Annotated in this window: 20 protein-coding genes; 11 read left to right on the top strand and 9 right to left on the bottom strand. The window is 73.8% G+C overall.

Annotated elements, in window-relative coordinates:
* Positions 1-334: 334 nt before the first annotated feature.
* Positions 335-769: an ester cyclase gene (locus ACFVYI_RS06355; RefSeq protein WP_387881988.1), complete on the top strand. Its 435-nt coding sequence runs from the start codon at positions 335-337 to the stop codon at positions 767-769.
* 106 nt (positions 770-875) lie between these two features.
* Here the strand turns inward: ACFVYI_RS06355 and ACFVYI_RS06350 are convergent, their stop codons facing one another.
* The 3 genes from ACFVYI_RS06350 to ACFVYI_RS06340 form a co-directional block, all read right to left on the bottom strand.
* Positions 876-2,078, bottom strand: a complete 1,203-nt coding sequence (locus ACFVYI_RS06350) for an FAD-dependent oxidoreductase (protein ID WP_387881987.1) — start codon at positions 2,076-2,078, stop codon at positions 876-878.
* A 216-nt stretch (positions 2,079-2,294) separates the two neighbouring features.
* On the bottom strand, positions 2,295-3,095 hold the full coding sequence (locus tag ACFVYI_RS06345) for a hypothetical protein (protein ID WP_387881986.1): 801 nt from the start codon (positions 3,093-3,095) through the stop codon (positions 2,295-2,297).
* A gap of 248 nt (positions 3,096-3,343) precedes the next feature.
* Positions 3,344-4,045 (bottom strand): NAD(P)-dependent oxidoreductase, encoded by a 702-nt coding sequence (locus ACFVYI_RS06340; protein WP_387881985.1) that lies wholly within the window; start codon positions 4,043-4,045, stop codon positions 3,344-3,346.
* Positions 4,046-4,176: 131 nt separating this feature from the next.
* Here ACFVYI_RS06340 and ACFVYI_RS06335 point away from each other — a divergent pair, with 131 nt between their 5' ends.
* The 3 genes from ACFVYI_RS06335 to glsA all read left to right on the top strand — a co-directional run bounded on the left by ACFVYI_RS06335 (position 4,177) and on the right by glsA (position 7,441).
* The gene (locus ACFVYI_RS06335; RefSeq protein ID WP_387881984.1) at positions 4,177-4,887 is read left to right on the top strand and encodes a TetR/AcrR family transcriptional regulator; all 711 of its coding nucleotides are present in this window, start codon (positions 4,177-4,179) and stop codon (positions 4,885-4,887) included.
* A 71-nt stretch (positions 4,888-4,958) separates the two neighbouring features.
* A complete protein-coding gene (locus tag ACFVYI_RS06330; RefSeq protein ID WP_387881983.1) occupies positions 4,959-5,591 on the top strand; it encodes a ferredoxin in 633 nt (210 codons plus the stop codon).
* 230 nt (positions 5,592-5,821) lie between these two features.
* On the top strand, positions 5,822-7,441 hold the full coding sequence (gene glsA / locus ACFVYI_RS06325) for a glutaminase A (protein ID WP_387881982.1): 1,620 nt from the start codon (positions 5,822-5,824) through the stop codon (positions 7,439-7,441).
* A gap of 26 nt (positions 7,442-7,467) precedes the next feature.
* Here glsA and ACFVYI_RS06320 read toward each other — a convergent pair whose 3' ends face one another.
* The 4 genes from ACFVYI_RS06320 to ACFVYI_RS06305 form a co-directional block, all read right to left on the bottom strand.
* On the bottom strand, positions 7,468-7,791 hold the full coding sequence (locus tag ACFVYI_RS06320) for a hypothetical protein (RefSeq protein WP_387881981.1): 324 nt from the start codon (positions 7,789-7,791) through the stop codon (positions 7,468-7,470).
* A 215-nt stretch (positions 7,792-8,006) separates the two neighbouring features.
* Entirely contained in the window at positions 8,007-9,047 is a 1,041-nt protein-coding gene (locus ACFVYI_RS06315) for a GNAT family N-acetyltransferase (protein WP_387881980.1), read from the bottom strand.
* On the bottom strand, positions 9,040-10,305 hold the full coding sequence (locus ACFVYI_RS06310; RefSeq protein WP_387881979.1) for a YcaO-like family protein: 1,266 nt from the start codon (positions 10,303-10,305) through the stop codon (positions 9,040-9,042). Before ACFVYI_RS06310 ends, ACFVYI_RS06315 begins: the two co-directional genes overlap by 8 nt.
* Positions 10,306-10,392: 87 nt before the next feature.
* Positions 10,393-10,524, bottom strand: coding sequence for a hypothetical protein (locus tag ACFVYI_RS06305; RefSeq protein ID WP_387881978.1), 132 nt, complete (start codon positions 10,522-10,524; stop codon positions 10,393-10,395).
* 355 nt (positions 10,525-10,879) lie between these two features.
* On the opposite strand from ACFVYI_RS06305, the gene ACFVYI_RS06300 reads away from it, so the two are divergent.
* Positions 10,880-11,884 (top strand): AraC family transcriptional regulator, encoded by a 1,005-nt coding sequence (locus ACFVYI_RS06300; RefSeq protein WP_387881977.1) that lies wholly within the window; start codon positions 10,880-10,882, stop codon positions 11,882-11,884.
* A gap of 365 nt (positions 11,885-12,249) precedes the next feature.
* Here the strand turns inward: ACFVYI_RS06300 and ACFVYI_RS06295 are convergent, their stop codons facing one another.
* Entirely contained in the window at positions 12,250-12,615 is a 366-nt protein-coding gene (locus ACFVYI_RS06295) for a hypothetical protein (protein ID WP_387881976.1), read from the bottom strand.
* Between the two features lie 143 nt (positions 12,616-12,758).
* On the opposite strand from ACFVYI_RS06295, the gene ACFVYI_RS06290 reads away from it, so the two are divergent.
* From ACFVYI_RS06290 to ACFVYI_RS06270, 5 genes are all read left to right on the top strand, one after another.
* The gene (locus ACFVYI_RS06290) at positions 12,759-13,118 is read left to right on the top strand and encodes a hypothetical protein (RefSeq protein WP_387881975.1); all 360 of its coding nucleotides are present in this window, start codon (positions 12,759-12,761) and stop codon (positions 13,116-13,118) included.
* Positions 13,115-14,167 (top strand): hypothetical protein, encoded by a 1,053-nt coding sequence (locus tag ACFVYI_RS06285; RefSeq protein ID WP_387881974.1) that lies wholly within the window; start codon positions 13,115-13,117, stop codon positions 14,165-14,167. The genes ACFVYI_RS06290 and ACFVYI_RS06285 overlap by 4 nt, the downstream gene beginning before the upstream one ends.
* Positions 14,164-14,559 (top strand): roadblock/LC7 domain-containing protein, encoded by a 396-nt coding sequence (locus ACFVYI_RS06280; RefSeq protein WP_387881973.1) that lies wholly within the window; start codon positions 14,164-14,166, stop codon positions 14,557-14,559. Before ACFVYI_RS06285 ends, ACFVYI_RS06280 begins: the two co-directional genes overlap by 4 nt.
* 219 nt (positions 14,560-14,778) lie before the next feature.
* Positions 14,779-15,384: a peptidase inhibitor family I36 protein gene (locus ACFVYI_RS06275; RefSeq protein WP_387881972.1), complete on the top strand. Its 606-nt coding sequence runs from the start codon at positions 14,779-14,781 to the stop codon at positions 15,382-15,384.
* A gap of 293 nt (positions 15,385-15,677) precedes the next feature.
* Positions 15,678-16,778, top strand: coding sequence for an FAD-dependent oxidoreductase (locus ACFVYI_RS06270; RefSeq protein WP_387881971.1), 1,101 nt, complete (start codon positions 15,678-15,680; stop codon positions 16,776-16,778).
* An 87-nt stretch (positions 16,779-16,865) separates the two neighbouring features.
* Here ACFVYI_RS06270 and pip read toward each other — a convergent pair whose 3' ends face one another.
* On the bottom strand, positions 16,866-17,825 hold the full coding sequence (gene pip, locus ACFVYI_RS06265) for a prolyl aminopeptidase (protein WP_387881970.1): 960 nt from the start codon (positions 17,823-17,825) through the stop codon (positions 16,866-16,868).
* A gap of 270 nt (positions 17,826-18,095) precedes the next feature.
* Here pip and ACFVYI_RS06260 point away from each other — a divergent pair, with 270 nt between their 5' ends.
* Entirely contained in the window at positions 18,096-19,037 is a 942-nt protein-coding gene (locus tag ACFVYI_RS06260; RefSeq protein WP_387881969.1) for a hypothetical protein, read from the top strand.
* The last annotated feature ends 1 nt before the right edge of the window (position 19,038 follow it).

Here is a 19,038-nt window from a genome sequence, read left to right as displayed (position 1 = left end):
CGCAAGCGGAAGTCGAGGGCGTGACATGCCCCCGCACCCGCTTCCCCCTCAGCCCGGCCAGGGCGGGCCGAACGCCCCCATTCCTACCGGGCCACCCCGGTCCGGGTGGCCAACTTGGAAAGAACGCAGGGAACTTCGACGCTTCGATCAATCCGTCGGGCACTCGCGGCGACCGCACCGGCTCGCTCGGCCGTCGAGAATCGCCGCCACCGGGGCGTTTCCCCGGCCGGACCCGACGAGTTGGGTGAGCAGTGTGTCGCGCTCGTCCCGAAGGCGGCGCGGCGCGGTCCGGACAACACGGGGCAGGCAGCACGGCCCCCGCAGGAGGTCTCCCATGAACCAGCACGATGTGAGCGAAGCCGCCAAGGCTGTCGTCCGGCGCAACACCGAGGAGATCCAGGGCGGTGGCAACTGGGCCCTGCTCGACGAGCTCTGGGCCGACGACTTCGTCGATCACACCCCCCAGCCGGGCCGCACCCCCGACCGCGCCGGTGCGCTGGAGCTCTACCGGGTCCTGCGAGCGGCGTTCCCCGACTTCCGCCCCGAGATCCACTGGCAGGCCGCCGACGGCAACCTCGTCACCACCTTCAAGACCTACCACGGCACCCACGAAGGCGAGTTCCTCGGGGTCGCCCCCACCGGCCGGAAGATCCACTTCGAGACCGTCGACGCCATGCGGGTGGTCGACGGCAGGATCACCGAACACTGGGGCGTGGCGAACCTCTTCTCCCTCATGGAACAGCTCGGCGCGGGGCCCGGTCGGTCCTGAGCGGAGTGACGCCGCACGGTCCTGGCCCTGACCCCGGGCACGGACCCGGCCGACGGACGGGCCGCCCGCACCGGTTGTCGAGAGGCGGCCGGCCCGTCCGTCGGGGCTACCGCTGCCCGACCCGCCGGCGGCCCGTCCGGCGGGAGTCAGCCACGATCGCGAAGGCGTAGTCCCTCATCCGCGCCTCGTACCCGCGGACCGCCTCCATCAGCGAGGCGCCGGGGTCGGGAGCGCCCGACACGCTGCCCAGGGCGCGGGTGAGTTCGCCGGCGTCGCGGATTGCGGTGTTGGCGCCCATCGCCAGGACCGGGCTCATCGCGTGGATCGCGTCGCCGATCAGCGTGACCGGCCCGGGCTCCCAGGCCGGCACCGGGGCCGCGGTGGAGATCCGCAGCGGGAACAGCGAGTCGGTGTCCCACAGGCCCAGCAGACGGTGGACGTCCTCGTGCCAGTCCCCGCCCATCAGGTCCGTCGCGAGCCGGCGCAGCGCCGGGGGCGTGAGCCGACGCAGGTCCTCGAAGGCCGGCATCGCGGGGTGGTCGACCGGGGCGCCGACCATGCAGGCGACGTAGTCGCCGACCGGGGGCAGGGCGACGGGCGGAATCCGGGCGGGGCCGGCGTGATCGGGCCGGGCCGCGAGCTCCACCGGGCCCAGCCCCAGGTGCGGGTGGCCCGGGCCGCCGGTGACCACGGTGAAGATGCTGTCGAAGACCCAGTCGGGAATGCCCGCCCGGGTCGTGGCGTCGAGCGGTATCCGCCCGTAGACCAGCCGCAGGCCGGCGTCCTCGACCCGGGCGCCGGGCAGCAGGAGCGGGCGCACGGCGGAGTTCACGCCGTCCGCGCCGACCAGCAGGTCGGCGGTCGCCGTGCGGCCGTCGGCGAAGCGGGCGGTGACCCCGCCGTCCGCCTCGTGCCGGTAGTCCACCAGCCGCGCACCGTGGTGCACGTGGTCGGCGAGCCCGCTGAGCATGATCCGACGCAGGGTCGGGCGGTCGAACGCGAACGGGCCCGGCTCGCCGGCCTCGCCGGAGCCGAGGGCGGCGGGCCGGTCCGCCAGGGTGTCCAGCCGGCGGTCGCGGACCGAGACCCGCGCGGGCGGCGCACCGGCGGTCGCCAGGCAGAGCCGGAACAGCGGTGCGGGCAGGCAGCGCCGCAGGCCGGTCAGGCCGGGTTCGTCGAGCTGGATGCGGTACCCCTGCGGGCGGGCGTCGGGGTGGGCGTCACGCTCGTAGACGGCGACGTCGATCCCCTGTCCGCGCAGACCGTGGGCGAGCGCGAGCCCGCCCAGTCCAGCACCGACGATGATCACACGATACGGAAAATGCACAGTCCTCTGCCTTCGTTCACGATCACGAAGGAAGCACCGGGTTCCTCGAAGAGGAACGAACACCGCACGGGCGCCGCTCAGAAACACCATTCAGGAGCGAGTTTTTCGCGCATTCCAGTCAGCGACCGCGACCCTAGCACGCATCCGCAGGCCGCATCCGCAAGCCGTCGCGCACGACCGCGGACCGGCGCGGGGCCGTCAGCCGGGCGGGGCCGTCGCCGCAGCCGGGGGCGCTCCCGCCGTGACGAGCCGGTGGATCTGGGCGGTCACCAGGTCGGCGCGCAGGGCCGGTGCGTGGGCGGTGTCGTCGACCACGGAGAACAGGATGCGGTTGTCGCCGACGGCCACGTAGAGGTAGACCCGGGTGCTTCCGCCGGCCGAGGCCACCGCGCCGGTGGGCGAGAGGGCCCGGAAGCCGACCGCCGGTGCCTCCAGCTCGGCGGAGGGCACCGCCTCGACCCGCAGTTCCGCCGCGCCGATGCCGCTCTCCATCCGGAAGCCGGGGCAGCCGCCGTGCACGGCGGCCGCCAGCGCGTCGAAGCGCTCCCACACCCGGCCGGCGGGGAAGCCGCCCACGTCCACCAGGGTCCGGTTGCCGAGCACGTTGCTCCCGGTGACGTACAGGCTCCGGGCGGACGCGGCGGGCTGTTCGGACAGGACCGTGAGGATCGGCGCACACGCCGGGCGGCGCTGCGCGGCCGCCTCGTAGCGCGCGGCCGTGCCGGGAGCGGGCGTGCTGTCGACGGCCTCGGCCGTGCTGCCCGCCGGCAGGTCGGCGACGGGCAGCAGCACGGCCGTCAACTGCTCGCGGGTCAAAGGCTCCAGAGCTTGCCGGACGGGCGCGGCGGCCGGTGACGCCGACTGGGACGTCGAGGCGGGGCCCGCCTGGCCACCGTCCGTCGGCGCGGGCGCCGCCGGGGGCGACCCGGCCGAACAGCCGACCGTGAGCAGGAACAGCGCCAACGCGATCGGTACCGCGCGGGCGGCGGGCCTTGCCAATGCTTCCCCCGAACTCCGTCGGACCTCCCGCCGACGGCGGGCGGCCGAAGGCGGGACGCCCGGGTGAGCCGCCATTGTCGCCACCGGTCGGGGCCGCGCGCCCGGAATTTCCCGGGCCCCGGCAGCGGCCGGGCGCCGGCCGGGCCAGGGCCCGGGCGGTGCCCGTCCCGGGGCCGGCTCGCCGGCGGCTCCGCACCCCACGCCTCCGGCGCCGGCCGGTGGCTGACGGAGCGGTCCGTCGGCGCGGGTCAGTAGCCGATGGTGAAGCGGCGCTGGACGAAGCGCGGCAGCTCCGCCTCGTCGACGAGGGCGACGGCGGCGTCCTCCGCGGAGATCCGGCTGCGCCCCTCCGCGTCGACGACCGGCTGGTCGCCGCCGATCCGGAACCGGCCGGTGCGCTCGCCGGGGGCGATGTCCTCGGCGGGGCTGAAGTACGTCCACAGCCGGTTGGAGGTGCGCAGGACGTTCAGGGCGTCCCGGGCGCCGCGCGCCGCGGCGGCGTACTCCCTGGGCAGCCCGAGCGCGTCCAGGACTTCGTGCATGCGCGCGTCGGAATCGGCGAGCGCGAGCCCGGGCTCGATCTCCAGGCTGCCCGCGCCCCCGATCACGATCAGCCTGGTCCTCGGGTGGCTCTCCAGCGCCTTCAGGAGCGCCCGCGCGGCAACGCTGTGGACGGTGGGATCGGCGATCGAGCGGGCCACCGTGTCCGCGATGTCCTTGGCCGCGTTGCCCGGCTGGAATCCACTGATCAGCACGTCCAGGCCGGGCAGGACCGCCGTGATGCTGTCCGCGTCGAGGACGTCGACGCTCTTCCAGACGATGTTCTCCCGGCCCTCCTCGATCCGACCGGCGTCCCGGCTGAACGCGGTGACGTGGTGCCCCCGGCCGAGGGCCTCGGTGACGACGCGGCTGCCGATGGTGCCCGTGGCCCCGATGACTCCGATGTGCATGGCTCTCCCCTGTTCCGTGCTGCTGATTGTGCCGAGCCGCTTGTGCACGGCGTAGGAAAACTATACGGCGTGCAGTTTTGATACGGCAACCAGCACGGTGACGCCGTAGAGGCGCGCTGTAGAGTGGCGGCGTGGGAAGCACAACGGGGCGCCGCGAGCGTCTGCGGGCCGAGACGACCGCCGAGATCAAGAAGGTCGCGCTGGAGCTGATGGCTTCGGGCGGCCCCGACGCGATCACCCTGCGGGCCATCGCCCGCGAGATGGGCATGACGGCCAACGCCATCTACGGCTACTTCGCCACCCGCGACGACCTGGTCACCACCCTGATCGACACCGTCTACACCTCACTGGCCGACGCCGTGGAAGCCGCCTGGGAGGCCGCGCCCGCCCTGGACCCGGCCGCCCGGATCCGGGCCTGGGCCGGCGCCTTCAGGAACTGGGCGCTGGCCAACCCCGAAGGCTTCCGCCTCGTCTACGGCGACCCCGTGCCCGGATACCGGCCCCCCGCGGGCGGAGCCGCCCCGGACGCCGCCCACCGGGCCTGCACCGGCATCACCGCGCTCGCGGCCGAGGCCTGGCCCTACGCCGAACCCCGGTACGCCGACGGCGACTTCGAGTGGGCCGACTTCGATCCCGGCCTGCTGGACAAGGTCCGCCCGGCCTTCCCGGACCTGCCCCCAGCCGGCGTCGCCCTCGCCCTGCGCATCTGGAGCCACCTGCACGGCCTGGTGTCGCTGGAGATCTACGGCCACCTGCGGACCCAGACCCTCAGCCCGGAGAAGCTCTTCCGCGAGGAACTGACCCAGCTCATCCGCTCCCTGGGCATCACCGCTCAGGGGTGACCCCTCTTGGCGGGTCGTCGACCCGCCACCGGTCCCGAGCCGCCGACCGGCACCACAGAAGGAGTCCCCCGGTGGACCACGGGAATCACGACGGGCCCGGCGACTACTGGGACCCGCTGCCCACCGCCCGGCGGTTGCTCGCCGAGCAGCCGCACCTGGACCAGTTCGGCGGCCTCTGGGACGAGCGCAACTGGCGCAACGTCCCGGGCCCGTTCTACGGCGCCGACACCGACAGCATGCAGATGGGCCGACACGACGCGGCCTTCCACATCGCCTACGACGACGACCACGGACCGCTGGACGGCAGGGAGTTCGTCTATCGCCAACCGGTCGGCCCCGCGCAGACCCATGACCTGGTGAGCGGCTGCCTCTTCGGCCACGGCGGCTTCGCGATGGACGGTGACGACCACTGGACCGTCCCGGCGGTGCGCGAGTGGTGGCAGGAGCGGGGCCGGGTGCGCGAGTGGGCCGTCGAGGTGTCCGACCGCTGGTCGCGTGCCGGCGGTCAGCACCGCGAGCACTACCGGGACGCCGCCCAGGGCCTGCGCGACTACATCGCCCACCTCGACCGCGGTCTGGAGGAGTACCTGCGCGGCTACCTCTTCTGGCTCGCCGAGCGCCGCCCGCGCCGCGCCGGCGAGTCACTGCCCCTGCTGGACCGGCCGCGGGCCGGTAGTACCGGCTCGGGGATCGCCACGAAGTAGCCGGCGAGCAGCAGCCTCACGGGGTCGGGCGCGGGAGCCGCACCGGCCCGCGGCGTTGCCCGCCGGGTACGCGGCCGGCCTGGTCGCCGCCTGGGACGGGACACCCGCCCGACGGCCGGAAGCGGCCGTCCCGGTGCGCGGTGGAGGCGCCGGTCGACGGGAAGCCTTCGGGACGGCAGGCGCCGGGGCCCTCCCGGCGCCGCGCTCCGCCGATCGCGAGGAGGCGTCCGATGGCCGATGGCCGGTCCGTACGGAGCAGCGATGCGCAGGGCACGTACCGGGCGTTGTTCCGCGCCCTCAACAACGGCCGGCCCGTGTCGTCGGCGGGGTTGGTGGCGCGGCTGAAGTCGGCCGGGATCCTGGAGGACGATCCGCGGATCGCGGGGATCCTGGGCGCCGCGGCCGAGCAGGAGGCGCTCGGTCTGGCCGAGTTCACCGCGGTGGTGCAGCAGTGCTCGGGGTTGGTCCAGCGGACCTTGCGGGGCGGTCTGGTCGTCCCCGAGTTCGCGGAGCTGGCGGGCCGGATCGCCGGCATCTACCGGGACCTGCTGCCGCTGCGGGACGGCACCGTCGCCACCTACATTCCGCAGCTGGCCCGGGTCGATCCCGAGCAGTTGGCGGTGTCGGTGTGCACGGTGGACGGGCAGCGGTACACCGTCGGCGACGGGGACGTACCGTTCTGCCTCCAGTCGGTGTCCAAGACGGTCGGCTACTGCCTGGCCCTGGAGGAGCACGGTGTCGAGGCGACCCACCGGCACGTCGGGCGCGAGCCCAGCGGGCAGGGCTTCAACGGACTGGCGCTGGACCGCTTCGGCCACCCGCACAATCCGATGGTGAACGCGGGGGCGATCATGTCGTGCGCGTTGATCCGGCCGGACCTGCCGCCCGCGGACCGGTTCGACCTCGTCGCGCAGACCTGGCGGCGCCTGTCCGGGGGCAGCCGGCCCTGGTTCAACAACGCGGTCTGCCTGAGCGAGCGGGAGACCGCCGACCGGAACTACGCGCTGGCGTACTCGATGCGCGAACAGCACGCCTTCCCCCCGGGCACCGACATGCACGCGGCTCTGGAGTTCTACTTCCAGTGCTGCAGCATCGAGGTCACCTCGCGGATGCTCGCCACCGCCGCGGCCTCCTTCGCCAACGGCGGGGTCTGCCCGCTCACCACGGACCGGGTGTTCTCGGAGGAGACCGTGCAGCACTGCCTGTCGCTGATGGCCAGTTGCGGCATGTACGACTACAGCGGGGAGTTCGCGTTCACCGTCGGGCTGCCCGCGAAGTCCGGGGTCTCCGGGGCGTTGATGATCGTCATCCCCAGACTCGCGGGCATCTGCGTGTGGTCGCCGCGCCTGGACGAACTGGGCAACAGCGTGCGCGGCATCGAGTTCTGCCGGCGCCTCGAACAGGCCTACAACATCCACCCCCTCACCCCGCCCACCCTCGGCACCCGCACCGACCTGCGGCTGCGCCGCAACCAGAGCACGGTGGAGAACACCGTCGGGCTCTGCTGGGCGGCGCGTCAGGGCGATCTGGACGACATCCGCCGCTACGCCGCGGCCGGCGCGGACCTGGCGGGCGCCGACTACGACGGCCGTACCCCGCTGCACCTCGCGGCGAGCGAAGGGCGTGTCAGGATCGTCCGTTACCTGCTGGCCCACGGCGTCCCGACGACGTCGACGGACCGCTGGGGCAACACCCCGCTGGACGACGCAGAACGCGAGGGCCACGACAAGGTCGCCCGGATCCTGCGCGGCGCCGGGCCGGGCCCGGCGCTCCCCCGGCAGCGGTCCGCACCGACCGCACCGCGCCGTCACGCGGCCGGAGGCGCCGGGCCCGGGTCCACCTCACCCTGACCGGTCGGCGCGCCCCCGTGGCCCCGTCACCGCCTCGCCGACGAGGTGTAGTCCGCGCGCAGCGCCACCAGGGCGCACAGCAGATCGTCGGTGCGCAGCAGGGCGCGCCCGTCCGGGGCGTGGATGTCCCAGGCGGCGTTCCCCGACCGGACGGCGACGCCCAGGGGCAACGGCCGGGTGATGTCGGTGACGTCGCTGACATCGATCCGGTCCTCCTCCGCCAAGGCGCAGTAGGTGCGGCCCATGCACTTGACGAGCCGGGCCCGGCCGGTGCCCTGCCCACAGCCGGGGGGCTGTGGGCAGGGCACGGCGGAGGACTCGACGTACGGGCGGGGCTGGGAATCCGGCATGACCTGTCACTCCAGGAAATCGGACCAATACACACCGTCAACTGTGGCACAGTCGCGACTCCCACTCAAAACGCCACCGCGCGGGCGGCACGCGGCGCGTGCGAAGAGGCGCCAACGGCGAAGATCGGGTGGGGGATCCGAGGAGCGCGCGGGCGCGAGGACAGGCCGCCCCGGCGGCCCGGGACGGGTCTCGGGCACTCCGCGGCCTCGTCGGCTCAGGTGTGCACGACGCCCCGTCTTCGCACGGGCGTTGCGGCGTCCGGCACGTCGGTGCCGCCGTTCCGCTCCTCGCCGTTGAGCTGCAGCACGTGCCCCGTCCAGGTGCGGAAGGTCCGCAGGCCGACGCGTTCGTAGAAGCCCCCGGCCGCCATGGGATTGGTGGTGTCGACGTCCAGTACGGCCCACCGGTAGCCCTGGGCCCTCGCCCGCGCGAGCGTGTGGGTGAAGACGGCCCGGTACAGGCCCTGCCCGTGCAGATCGGGACGGGTGCCGGCGTTGGCGAGGTACAGCTCGCGTTCGTCGGCCGCGTCGGTGAGTTCGGTGGACAGCAGGTAGCAGAGGATCTCCCGGCCGTCGGCGGACAGCAGGACGAAGGAGGACTCGGGGCGGAAGTACGGGCTCCCGGTCACCGAGTGGCGCCATGTCCCGGGCGTCATCGGGACGCTGCCCGGGTTGGCGGCGAAGATCTCGTTGCGGGCGGCCAGCAGCGGCGCCTCGTAGCGGTCCTCGAACGGCACGATCGCGGTGCCGGGCGGCAGTGCCGGGGCGGCGGCCGGTGCGTGTGCTGCCAGGCCGAGCCGCATGCCCCGGTAGCTGCGCACCCGCCGGTAGCCGGACGCGTCGAGCACGTCCGCGAGCCACCGCTGGTGGCCGTGAGTCCGGGCGTGGAGCTCCGACGGGGTGTCGCCGAAGCGTTCCCGGTGCCGGCGGGCCGCGGTGCGGCGGCACCAGGCGAGGAGGTGCGCGGCCGTGTCCGGAGTCCGGTGGGCGGGGTGCACCGCGATCTCCACCGTCATCTCGTGGACGGGGTCGGCGTGTTCACGCGCCCGCGTGACGGCGTGCGCCACCAGCTCGGGCCCGGCCCAGCCTGAGATCGTGCCGGTGGCGAGGTCGACGCCCGAGGCCGCCCAGCCGTCGAGGACGTCCTGCGTGCCGCGCCGGTCGCCGGTGCGGTCGGTCCGTTCGCAGGCCGCCAGCAGCTTCGCCGCCCGGGGTGCGTCAGTGGGGGCGAGCGGCCGCCACGCCACCTCACTCACCGCGGGCCGCCGCGAGTCCGCGCCCGCCGGGCACCACGACCTGGCCGTCGGTGACCAGCATGAACCGCTCCAGCCCGGGCACCAGCACGTTGACCACGGCCACGTCCGGAGTGACGTGGCGGTCGCGCTGGTAGGTCGCGAAGCCGTGCGCGCGCAGGAGGCCGAGGAGACGGTCGAGGTGCCCGCCGGGGGTGTCCGGCGCGGCGGTCGGCTCGAACGGGCGCACCTCCGCCACGGCCAGGGCGGCCTCGAAATCGGACAGGTAGCAGGCGTGCAGCTTCGGATAGGGCGCGGTGTCGTCGCGCTGCTCGGGCAACAGGTGCGCGTACTGATCGCGCAGACCGATGGTGCTGTGGAGCTGGACGAGTTCGCTCACCGCGCGCGAGATCGCGTACCGCCGGGAGAGCGAGGCTCCCCAACCGCAGACCCGCGCGGGCCGGCCCGGAGGCGCCGACTGGTAGGCCGCGTACGCCGGGACGCCCAGGTCGGTGGTCATGTCGATCAGGTGCACCGGCCGGCCGGTGCGGTCGGCGGCGAAGTCGAGGAGCGCGGCGAGGTCGGCGGGCAGCGTCGCCGGATCGACCACGACGAGGGGCCGCGGACGCTCGCGCAGGAACTGGCCGATCAGCAGCAGGGACAGCGCGTCGCGCTCGATCAGCTCGTTGATCGCGTGCACGGCGGCCTCGACCGGATCGGCCCCGGCGGCCCAGCCGTTGTTGACCGAGTAGCGGCCCACCGAACGGTAGTCGTAGGCGTCACCGACCTCCCGGCGCAGGCTCTCCCCGGCCGGCCGCAGGTACTCGGGCATGGCGAGGAAGAGCGGGACGTCGACGTCCGGACCACCGTCCAGCGACCGGTACGGCAGACAGCCGAGCGGCCGGTCGGGCGCCTGGGCCAGCAGCGCGGCGGCGACGTCCGGCGCGAGCGGGCCGGCGGCGACGCCGTGCGCGGCGGTCACCCGGATCTGCGAGCCGACGAGCCCGTCCACCCCGCTGAGGTAGTGCTCCAGCGCCTCGAACAGCGCCCCCGTCCGCGCCTCGTCCCGGCTGCCCTTGCCCAGGCCCAGCCCGGTGCGGATCGGCGCGCCGCCACGGCCGAGGACGCACCGCCACGTCCCGGGGCTGCCGTCCAGGACCGGCGCCAGATCGGACTCCAGCCCCAGGGCCGCGATCGCGGCTTCGGCCCTGGTGAACGCCTCGCTCAGGGCGAGGCTGCGCTCCCCGGACTGGGGAGGTGCGATGTGCGTGGTGGTGGTCACGGCCGTCCCCTCTGCTGGGCGGGGCACGGGCCGCGGCGGGCGACCGCCACGGCCCCGGAACCCCTGGGTTCCTGCCTGCGGACTGTGTCAGCCCTCGTCGGTGGACTCGCGCGGGTCGGCCTGGCCGTCCTTCGCGAGCTCGGCGATGACGCGCTGCTCGGCCGCCGACAGCACGACCTCGTCCGGGTGGAACTTGTCGCGGTCCTGGAATCCGCCCATGGGAACTACCTCCTGGAACTCGATGGCCGGCCACCGCTCAGCAGCCGGGTCGGGCCGCCCGGCACAGTGTGCGCATGCGTCCCACTGCCTATCGTGAGGAAGTGGACACGGTGCGTGAATGCTCGACCGTCCGCGAGATCTGCGCAGGCGTCCGGGATGCCTCGGGGCCCCGCACCCGCGACGGGCCAGGACGCTCCGCTCCGGGGTCGACGGCACTACCTCGTCCGGGTGAAGGGCGCTGCGCCCCGGGATCCACCCACCGGAGGGGCCTGCCCGGCCTCGGGCCCGCGCCGGCGGGGGCGTCGACCGCCCGGCGGCGCTTGCCCGTCCCGGCGACTTGCGCGACAGTCCCGCCATGGACGTGCTGCCCGCGCCACCCCCGCACCCGCCGGGGTGGGGCGACCCGATCGCCGAAACGCTCGAACTGGTCGGCGCCCGTTGCGCGCTGACGCGCGGCTTCACCTTCTCCGGCGCCTGGTCGCTCGCCTTTCCCGCACCGGGACGCCTGAAGATCCACGCGCTCCTCGAAGGCACCACCTGGCTGACGATGGACGGGGTCGGCAAGCCGATCCTGCTGGCGGCGGGGGACGTCGTGGTCCTCGCCGGCGACCGGCGCCACGTGCTGGCGAGCGCCCCCGACCTGGCCCCGGTCGAGGCCCTGCCACTGCTGAAGGCGACGGTGGAACCCTTCCACCACACGGGGCCGCCGGGCGCGCCGGAGGTCGTCGCGATCGGCGGCCACATCGAACTCGAAGCCGCCGGGAAGGATTTGATCCTCGACGCCCTGCCGCCGCTGATGCACATGCGGGCCTCGACCGCCGAGGCCCCGGCCGCCCGCTGGCTCCTCACCCAGGCCTTCCACGAGATGCGCGAGGACCGCCCCGGCGCCTCCTTCGTGGCGAACCACCTGGCCCAGCTCCTCTTCGTCCAGGTCCTGCGCACCTACCTGGGCGAGGCGCACACCTTCCCGGCCGGCTGGCTGCGGGCCCTGGCCGACGAGCACATCGCACCGGCGCTGCGGCTCATGCACGGCGACCCGGCCCATTCGTGGACCCTGGCCGAACTGGCCCGGGCGACGGCCATGTCACGCACCAGCTTCGCCGACCGCTTCAGGACCGTCGCCGGCGTCCCGCCCCTGACCTACCTCTACAACTGGCGGATACGGCTGGCCCGGCACCGCCTCCGGCACCACGACACACCGGTCGCCGCCCTCGCCGCCACCCTCGGCTACTCCTCGGAGAGCGCCTTCAGCAACGCCTTCAAACGCAGCACCGGCATGGCGCCGCTGCACTACCGCCACACCATGCCGACGGAGACCGTCCCGCCACCACGACCGCCGGCGTACGGCGAATCGCGTTGATCCGCGCGCGGCCGAAGGCCCCGGCCGCGCCACCGGCCCGCCGGCCGCGGCGACCTGACGCACCGGGTTCGACAAGGAGCGTTCCCTCCGGTGCTCCGTCCTCGGACGGCTCCGCGTTCCGGGCGTCCTGTTCCGGCGTTCCGGCTCGGGGCCCCGCAGCACCGGAATGAATATGACGCCCAGTCATCGGAATGTCACTCATTCCCGCAATCGGCGCCCGCCCGTGAGATCTCGCCCCTCTTCCACGGGCCGCTCGCGGTAGTCGGTTCATCACGCATTGTTTTCGCTCCGCCCGGCAATTGCCGGGCGGCGAACAGTCCGCCGGGAATTTCCCCCCGGACGGAGCGGCCGGCCCCGTCCGGAACCTAGACGTCCAACCCGGACTCGATGCGCTTGAGGCTGTGCCGGGCGAGCGCCAGGTTGGCCCGCGAGCGGTCCAGGGCCAGGTAGAGGAAGAGCGACCCACGAGCGCCGGCCAGCGGGCGGATCAGGTGGTACTGGGCGCCGAGCGTGATCAGGATGTCCTCGATGACGTCGTCGATCGACAGCGCGGCCATGGCGCGCATCTTCGCGCGGACGACCTCGGTATTGCTGGCCGCCGCGACCTCCAGATCGAGCTGCTGGCTCCCGCCGAGAAGCCCGAGCGACATACCGCTCTCGTAGTCGACCAGGGCCACCCCGATGGCGCCCTCGATGCCCATCGCGTCCGTGAGTGCGCTGTCAATGTTCATGAACTGTTCGTCCTTTGCGAGCCATCCGGGCGGAACCCCCGTGTGCAGGAACAAAGTAGCAAGAAGGTCATCAGGTGTGGCCACCGCACGGAATTGGTGAAATAAAGTACGCTGCCAGCGGTTCAGAAAGTGAAGGGGTACTGGTGCACGCGCTCGAAGCTTCCCTCTCCGATGTGCTCGACTCCCCCGGAGTGGTCGGCGCCGCACTCGTCGACGCCGTCACCGGCCTCGGCTACCAGAGCGCCGGGGAGCACCGACTGCTCGGCACCGGAGCCGAACTCGCCGAGCTGACCAATCTGATCGGCGAGCGGCTGTGCGAGGCCGGAGCCGAGGGCGAGTTGGAGAGTCTGGTGGTCACCAGCACCCGCCACCACCACGTCGTCCAGGTGGTTCCCCGGCAGGGCGACCCGCTGCTGCTGGCCACGGTGCTGGACCGGGAGCGGACCAACCTGGCGCTGGCGATCCGCCAGAGCGCCGACCGGGCGAGGGACCTGCTGGCATGACGGACCGCACCCCCCACGACGCCACCCGGCCGGCGACGCCCACCGCGCGCAACGTGCCGGCGCTCCTGCTGATGCTGCGCCAGGAGGACTTCACCGGCTCGGTCACCGTCTCCAGCGCGCCGGGTGGCACGATCCACCTGGAACAGGGGTTGGTGACCGCGATCGAGACCCCCGGCTCCCCGACCGTCGAGACCCTGCTGTTGAAGTCGCAGCGCGTCGGCGAGGCGGACTGGTCCGCCGCCGAGACGGCGGCGGCCGCCGCGCCGGGCCCACGGGCCGGCGACCTCGGTGCGGCTCTGGTGGCCCAGGGGTCGATCGGCGCCGCCGAGCTCGAAACCGTCTGCGCGGCCGCCGCCTTCGACGGCGCCTTCGCCCTGGTGCTGAGCCCGCCCGGCAGTTGGGAGGTGGCCGAGGCCGCCGCCCCCGCCAGGATCGCGCTGCGCCCCGGCATCGAACCGCGGCGACTGTTCGAGGAAACCGGCCAGCGGGTGGCCCTGTTGACCCGCCTCTGGGGCCCGCCCGGCGAACTGGCCCGCAGCCGGATCCGCCCCGCCGCCCAGGCCGAGTCCAGGGCCCTGCGGATCCCGGCCCGCTACCGGGAGATCCTGACCGCCGCCACCGGCCGGCGCACCGCGCGCGACATCGGATTCACGCTCGGGCGGGGGCTGTTCGCGGTGCTGCTCGACCTGGTCCGGATGGACGCCCGGCAGTTGCTCCACCGGGAGCCGGTGCGTCCGGCGGCCGGCGTGCCGAGCGTGGCGCCGCGCACACCGCACACCGGCCCGCCGCCGGCCCCGGCCGGTCCGCTGCCGCGTCGGATCCCCGGCAGGCGCGGCCCGGAGGGTCAGGGCGGACCCGCCGGGCCCGCCACACCGACCGACCTCGCCGGCCCGGCCGAGCGGCCCGATCAGGCCGAGACCCGGACCACCGTGCCCGAAGCCCGGACCGCCGTGCCCGAGTCCTGGACCGCCGCGTCCGACCGACCACTGAACGATCACCGCGCCGAGCGGACCGAGACGACCGAAGAGACCGAGAAGAGCGCACCATGAGCAGCCAGACCTCACCCGCAGCACTCGTCGACGAGCTGAAGTCCCTCCGTGACCGGGTCATGGGCATCTCCGAGAGTGTCATCTCGACCGCCGACGGACTGTTGGTGGCCGCCGACACGGCCGCCGTCCACCCCGAGTCGGCCTCCGCCCTGTCGGCCGCCATGCTCGGCCTCGGCCGGCGCACCGCCGCCGAGGTCGGCCTGGGCGGCCTGCGCGACGTGGTCACCCGCTGCAACGGCGGCTACGTCGTGGTCCTGGCGATCGGGGAGCAGGCGCTGCTGATGATCCTCGGCGACGAGGGCCTGGACATCGCCGGCCTGCACCGCGAGGCTCCCGCCACGATCCAGCGGCTGGGCGAACTTCTCGGAATGGTCCCCGCGGTCCAGGTGTAGTGGCCGAACGGCAGGCGACGGGGGCCCGGGGGCGAGGGCCCACGGCCCGCCGATGGGGGTGCGGCATCCGGGCCGGCGCCCGGACCGACCATCATTCCGCGGCGTGAACTGCACGCAAGGTCAAGGAAGTCCGCGCTCTGCGCCGATTCCCGGGCGGGCCCCGCCGGACATAGTTGCGACCAGTGCCATGAAAAGTACATCTCTCAGAGGGGTGACTCAGTGACAGCACACGCAACGCCCAGGTTCACCGCGTGGGGAAGGGCCCTGGCCGCCGTGGTGATGGCGGTCTTCGCCCTGGTGGCCACCACGACGGCGGCCGGGGCCGCCACCGGCCAGGCCGGGCCCGCCTCCCACCCGGGCTTCCGGGCACAGGCGAAGGACCTCGGGTTGAACGGCTCCCAGGCCAGGACGCTCCAGGACAGGGTCGACGGGTACCTGGCCACCACCGACGGCACCCAGGTGGCCGTCAACAAGATCGCCCTGAAGTCCGGGGGACAGCTGCTCCTCGCCCTGCCAGGTGAGGAGCGGGCCCGTGAGGTCTCCCCGGCCGGCGCCGACCGGCTCGCGGCCATCGCCTGTCCGTACACCTACGTGTGCGCGTACAGCGGGACCGACTTCACCGGCGATGTCTTCATGCTCTACACCTGCGACCGGCTGACCCCCATCTCCTGGACGGGAACGGGGTCGTGGATCAACAACCAGAACTCCACGCTGCACGCCAGGTTCTACAACTCGGCCGGGAACGTCGGCTGGACCTCGCCCGGCGGCTACAGCGAGGACCGTGCGGCCCCGTGGGGCTGGGTCTACTGGCTCAGCCCCTGCTAGAGCGCACCGGTCCTCCGCGGGTCACGACCGCCCCGGCCCCGGTGGCCGGGGCGGTCCGTGCCACACGGTGGCGCGTTCCCGGCCGCGCCCGGGGCCGTCGCCGTGTTCGTTCCAACGGCTCGGTCCGACCGGCCCGTTGTGGCCCCGGGCAGCGGCCCACGGTAGTGTCCGCAGTCAGCGGCCGGGGCGCGCTCCCGACCGGCCAGCCGGGACGCACCGGGGAGCGACCGCTCCTTCCGAGCCACTGACGCCACGCCGGCCCACCGGGCCGCCGGACACCCTACGGAGTACTCATGACCGCTGATGTCGTTGTCGTCGGGGGCGGGGTCATGGGATCGTCGGCCGCCTGGCATCTGGCCGCGCGGGGCCGACGGGTGACGCTCCTGGAACAGTTCGCCCCGGGGCACGGCCGGGGCAGCTCGCACGGCAGCTCGCGGATCTTCCGCCTGGCCTACCCGGAGCCCTTCTACGTCTCCCTCGCCGTGCGGGCCCTGCCGCTGTGGCGGCGGTTGGAGGAGGATGCGGGCACGAAGCTGCTGGACCTCACCGGTGCGGTGGATCACGGCCCGGCCGCTGCGACCTCGGCCCTGCACCAGGCGCTGACCGCCGCCGGGCGCCCCGCCGAGCTGCTCGACCCGACGCAGGTGGCCGAGCGGTGGCCCGGCCTGCGGGCCGACACCTCGGCGCTGTTCCACCCCGAGGCCGGTCGGCTGCACGCCGACGATTCGGTGGCGGCCTTCCAGCGCGCGGCCGCGGCGCACGGAGCCCAGGTCCGGCACGGGGTCCGGGCGAGCCGGCTCACCGTGCGCGACCGGGGCGTCGAGCTGGTGACCGACAGTGAGGAAGTGATCGTCGCCGAGCACGTCGTGGTGGCGGTCGGCGGGTGGGCGCCGAGCCTGCTGTCCGGACTCGTGCCCGGTCTGCCACCGATGCGGGTGACCGAGGAGCAGCCGGTGCACTTCCCGGCCGCCGCGCCGCTGGACTGGCCGAGCTTCATCCACCACGGCGGGGCCCGGCTGGACTCGGAGGCCGGCGTGTACGGTCTCGGCAGTGCGGACGGCGTCAAGGTCGGCTTCCACGGCGTCGGCCCGGTCGTCGACCCCGACCGTCGCGGGGGCGGCCCCGACGCGCGCGCGGTGGAACAGGTCCAGGAGTACGCGCGGCGGTGGCTGCCGGGCGTCGACCACACCACGCCGACCGCCACCACCTGCCTGTACACCACCACCCCCGACCACGACTTCGTCATCGACCGGCGCGGTCCGGTGACGGTCCTGGCCGGCTTCTCGGGACACGGCTTCAAGTTCGCGTCGGTGCTCGGTGAGCTCGCCGCGGACCTGGTCGAGGGCCACCCGGCGGCGAGCCGCTTCGCCCTCGGCGCCGCCCGGGCCCGCTGAGCGACCGCGGCCGGCCCCTTCCCACCCGCCGGCGGGTGGGAAGGGACCGGCCGGCGCGCGCTCGAGACCGTTCCACGGCCCCGGTGATCACCGGTTCTTGAACTCCTCGACGGCCGCGCGGGCCGCCTCCTTCATCGCCTCGCTGCCGACGTGCCCGGAGTCCTCGAAGATGCGCAGCCGCGCGTCCGGCCACACCTTCGCCAGCTCCCACGCCGTCTCCACCGGGCTGCCCATGTCGTGCCGGCCGTGGACCAGCACCCCCGGGATCCCGGCCAGTCTGTGGGCGTCGCGCAGCAGTTGGTCCTCCTCCAGCCAGGCGCCGTTGCTGAAGTAGTGGGCGCAGATCCGGACGAAGGCGATCTGCGCGTCGACCTCGCGGTCGCTGTAGATGCCGGGCACGCCGTTGGGCTCGTTCGAGATGACCGCGTCCTCCCAGGCGAGCCAGTCGGCCGCGGCCTTCGCCCGGACCGCCCGGTCGGGGTTCTCCATCAGCCGCGCGTAGGCCGCGAGCAGGTCGCCGTCGCGTTCGTCCTCGGGGACGCCGTCGCGGAACCGGTCCCACGCCTCGGGGTAGAACCGCCCGGCGCCCCGGTACAGCCAGTAGGTCTCGGAGGGGCGGGTCATCGTCACCGCCTGGATGGATATCTCGCTGACCCGCTCGGGGTGCTGCTGCGCGTAGGCCAGGATCAGCGTCGAGCCCCAGGAGCCGCCGGCCAGCAACCACCGCTCGATGCCGAGGTGTTCGCGCAGCCGCTCCATGTCGGCGATCAGGTGCCGGGTGGTGTTCAGGCTCATGTCCGCCGCCGGATCGGAGGCGTGCGGGGTGCTGCGACCGCAGTTGCGCTGGTCGAAGCGGATCAAGCGGTAGCACTCCGGGTCCCAGACCCTCGCGGGCTGCCTCGACGCGCCCGCTCCCGGGCCGCCGTGGACGGACAGGGCGGGCTTGCCGTCGGGGTTGCCGAGCTGTTCGTAGTAGACGCGGTTGCCGTCTCCGGTGTCGAGGAAACCGCTGTCGTAGGGGCTGGTGGGAGGATAGAGATCGACCATGGCCGTCGATCGTACGGGAATGACCGCCACCGGAGTCGGTGATCGGGGAGACCCGGCCCGGATCCGCCCGCCCCCATGCACCCTGGAGTGCCGGACCGGTGACGCCGTGTCACTCCACGAGGGACCCATCCCCACGAATCTGGGATACCGGCGGACCACCCGCCGCTGGAACACTGGCCGCGGTCCGCACCGCGCCGTGTCCGAACGCTCTCCCGGCGGCCCGCGCCCGGCCTGCCCGTCCGCATTCCGTCCGCACCCCTGGAGGACCGCGTGTCCGCGCTGCTCAAGCGACTTGTCACGGCGGTGGTGCTCGCGCTGATCGCCGTGGCGCTCACGCCGCTCACCGCCTCGGCGGGGCCCCCCGCGACGCTGCTGTACAACCAGGCGAACGGCCAGTGCCCGTCCGGCGGGGCCCTGCCCAGGGTGGACCTCATGCCCTGCGAGCCCCCGAACACACCGTCCAAGTGGCAGCTCCTGCCGGTCGGCAGCCTGCCGGGCGAGCTGACGATCAAGGCGGCTGCCAGCCCCGGCCTGTGCATCACCGCGGGCACGAGGGTGGGGGTCTCCCCCTGTGTCACCGGCGCCGACAGCCAGCGGTGGCAGGCCAGTCCGTACCAGACCACCGGCACGCCGCCCGCGCACGGCATGCGCGGACTGCGGTTGCGGCACGTGGCGACCGGCCTCTGCCTGGACAACGACAAGCTGCTCATCGGCCCCCGGTTCCTCTACCTGCACGAGTGCAACGACGGCGAGTACCAGCAGTGGAACGTCGACCCGGCCGCCTACCTCGCCGTGTTCGCCGCCAGGCACGCGGGCATGAGCTGGGCCCTGCTCGAACGGCGCGCCGACAACCTGGTCCACGTCGGCCACGACGAAGCGAGCAACCCCTACGCCGGCGACACCTCGCCGACCACCGCCCTGCCGCTGCTCTGCCTGAACCGGGACGGCCGCCCCGCCCCGGCGGGGATCCCCGCCGGCGGCTTCCACAGCTGGGCCGGCGGCGAGGTCGCGCCCACCCCGCCGATCCCCGGCTCCCGGCTCACCAGCCGGGCCGCCGCGGACGAGATCTGCTCGACCGGCTTCGGCCCCGGCTGGCGGATGGCCGAGTTCCACGACGGCCAGGGCTGGTCCTTCTGGGCCTACGGATCCCTGCCCACCGGCCTGCGCTTCTGGACCGCCATCGACGACCAGCCGGCCAACCCCTGGAACTGAC

It is taken from the genome of Kitasatospora sp. NPDC058218, from assembly GCF_042882445.1.
GTDB lineage: Bacteria > Actinomycetota > Actinomycetes > Streptomycetales > Streptomycetaceae > Kitasatospora.
This window is presented reverse-complemented; position numbering and strand designations above follow the sequence as displayed.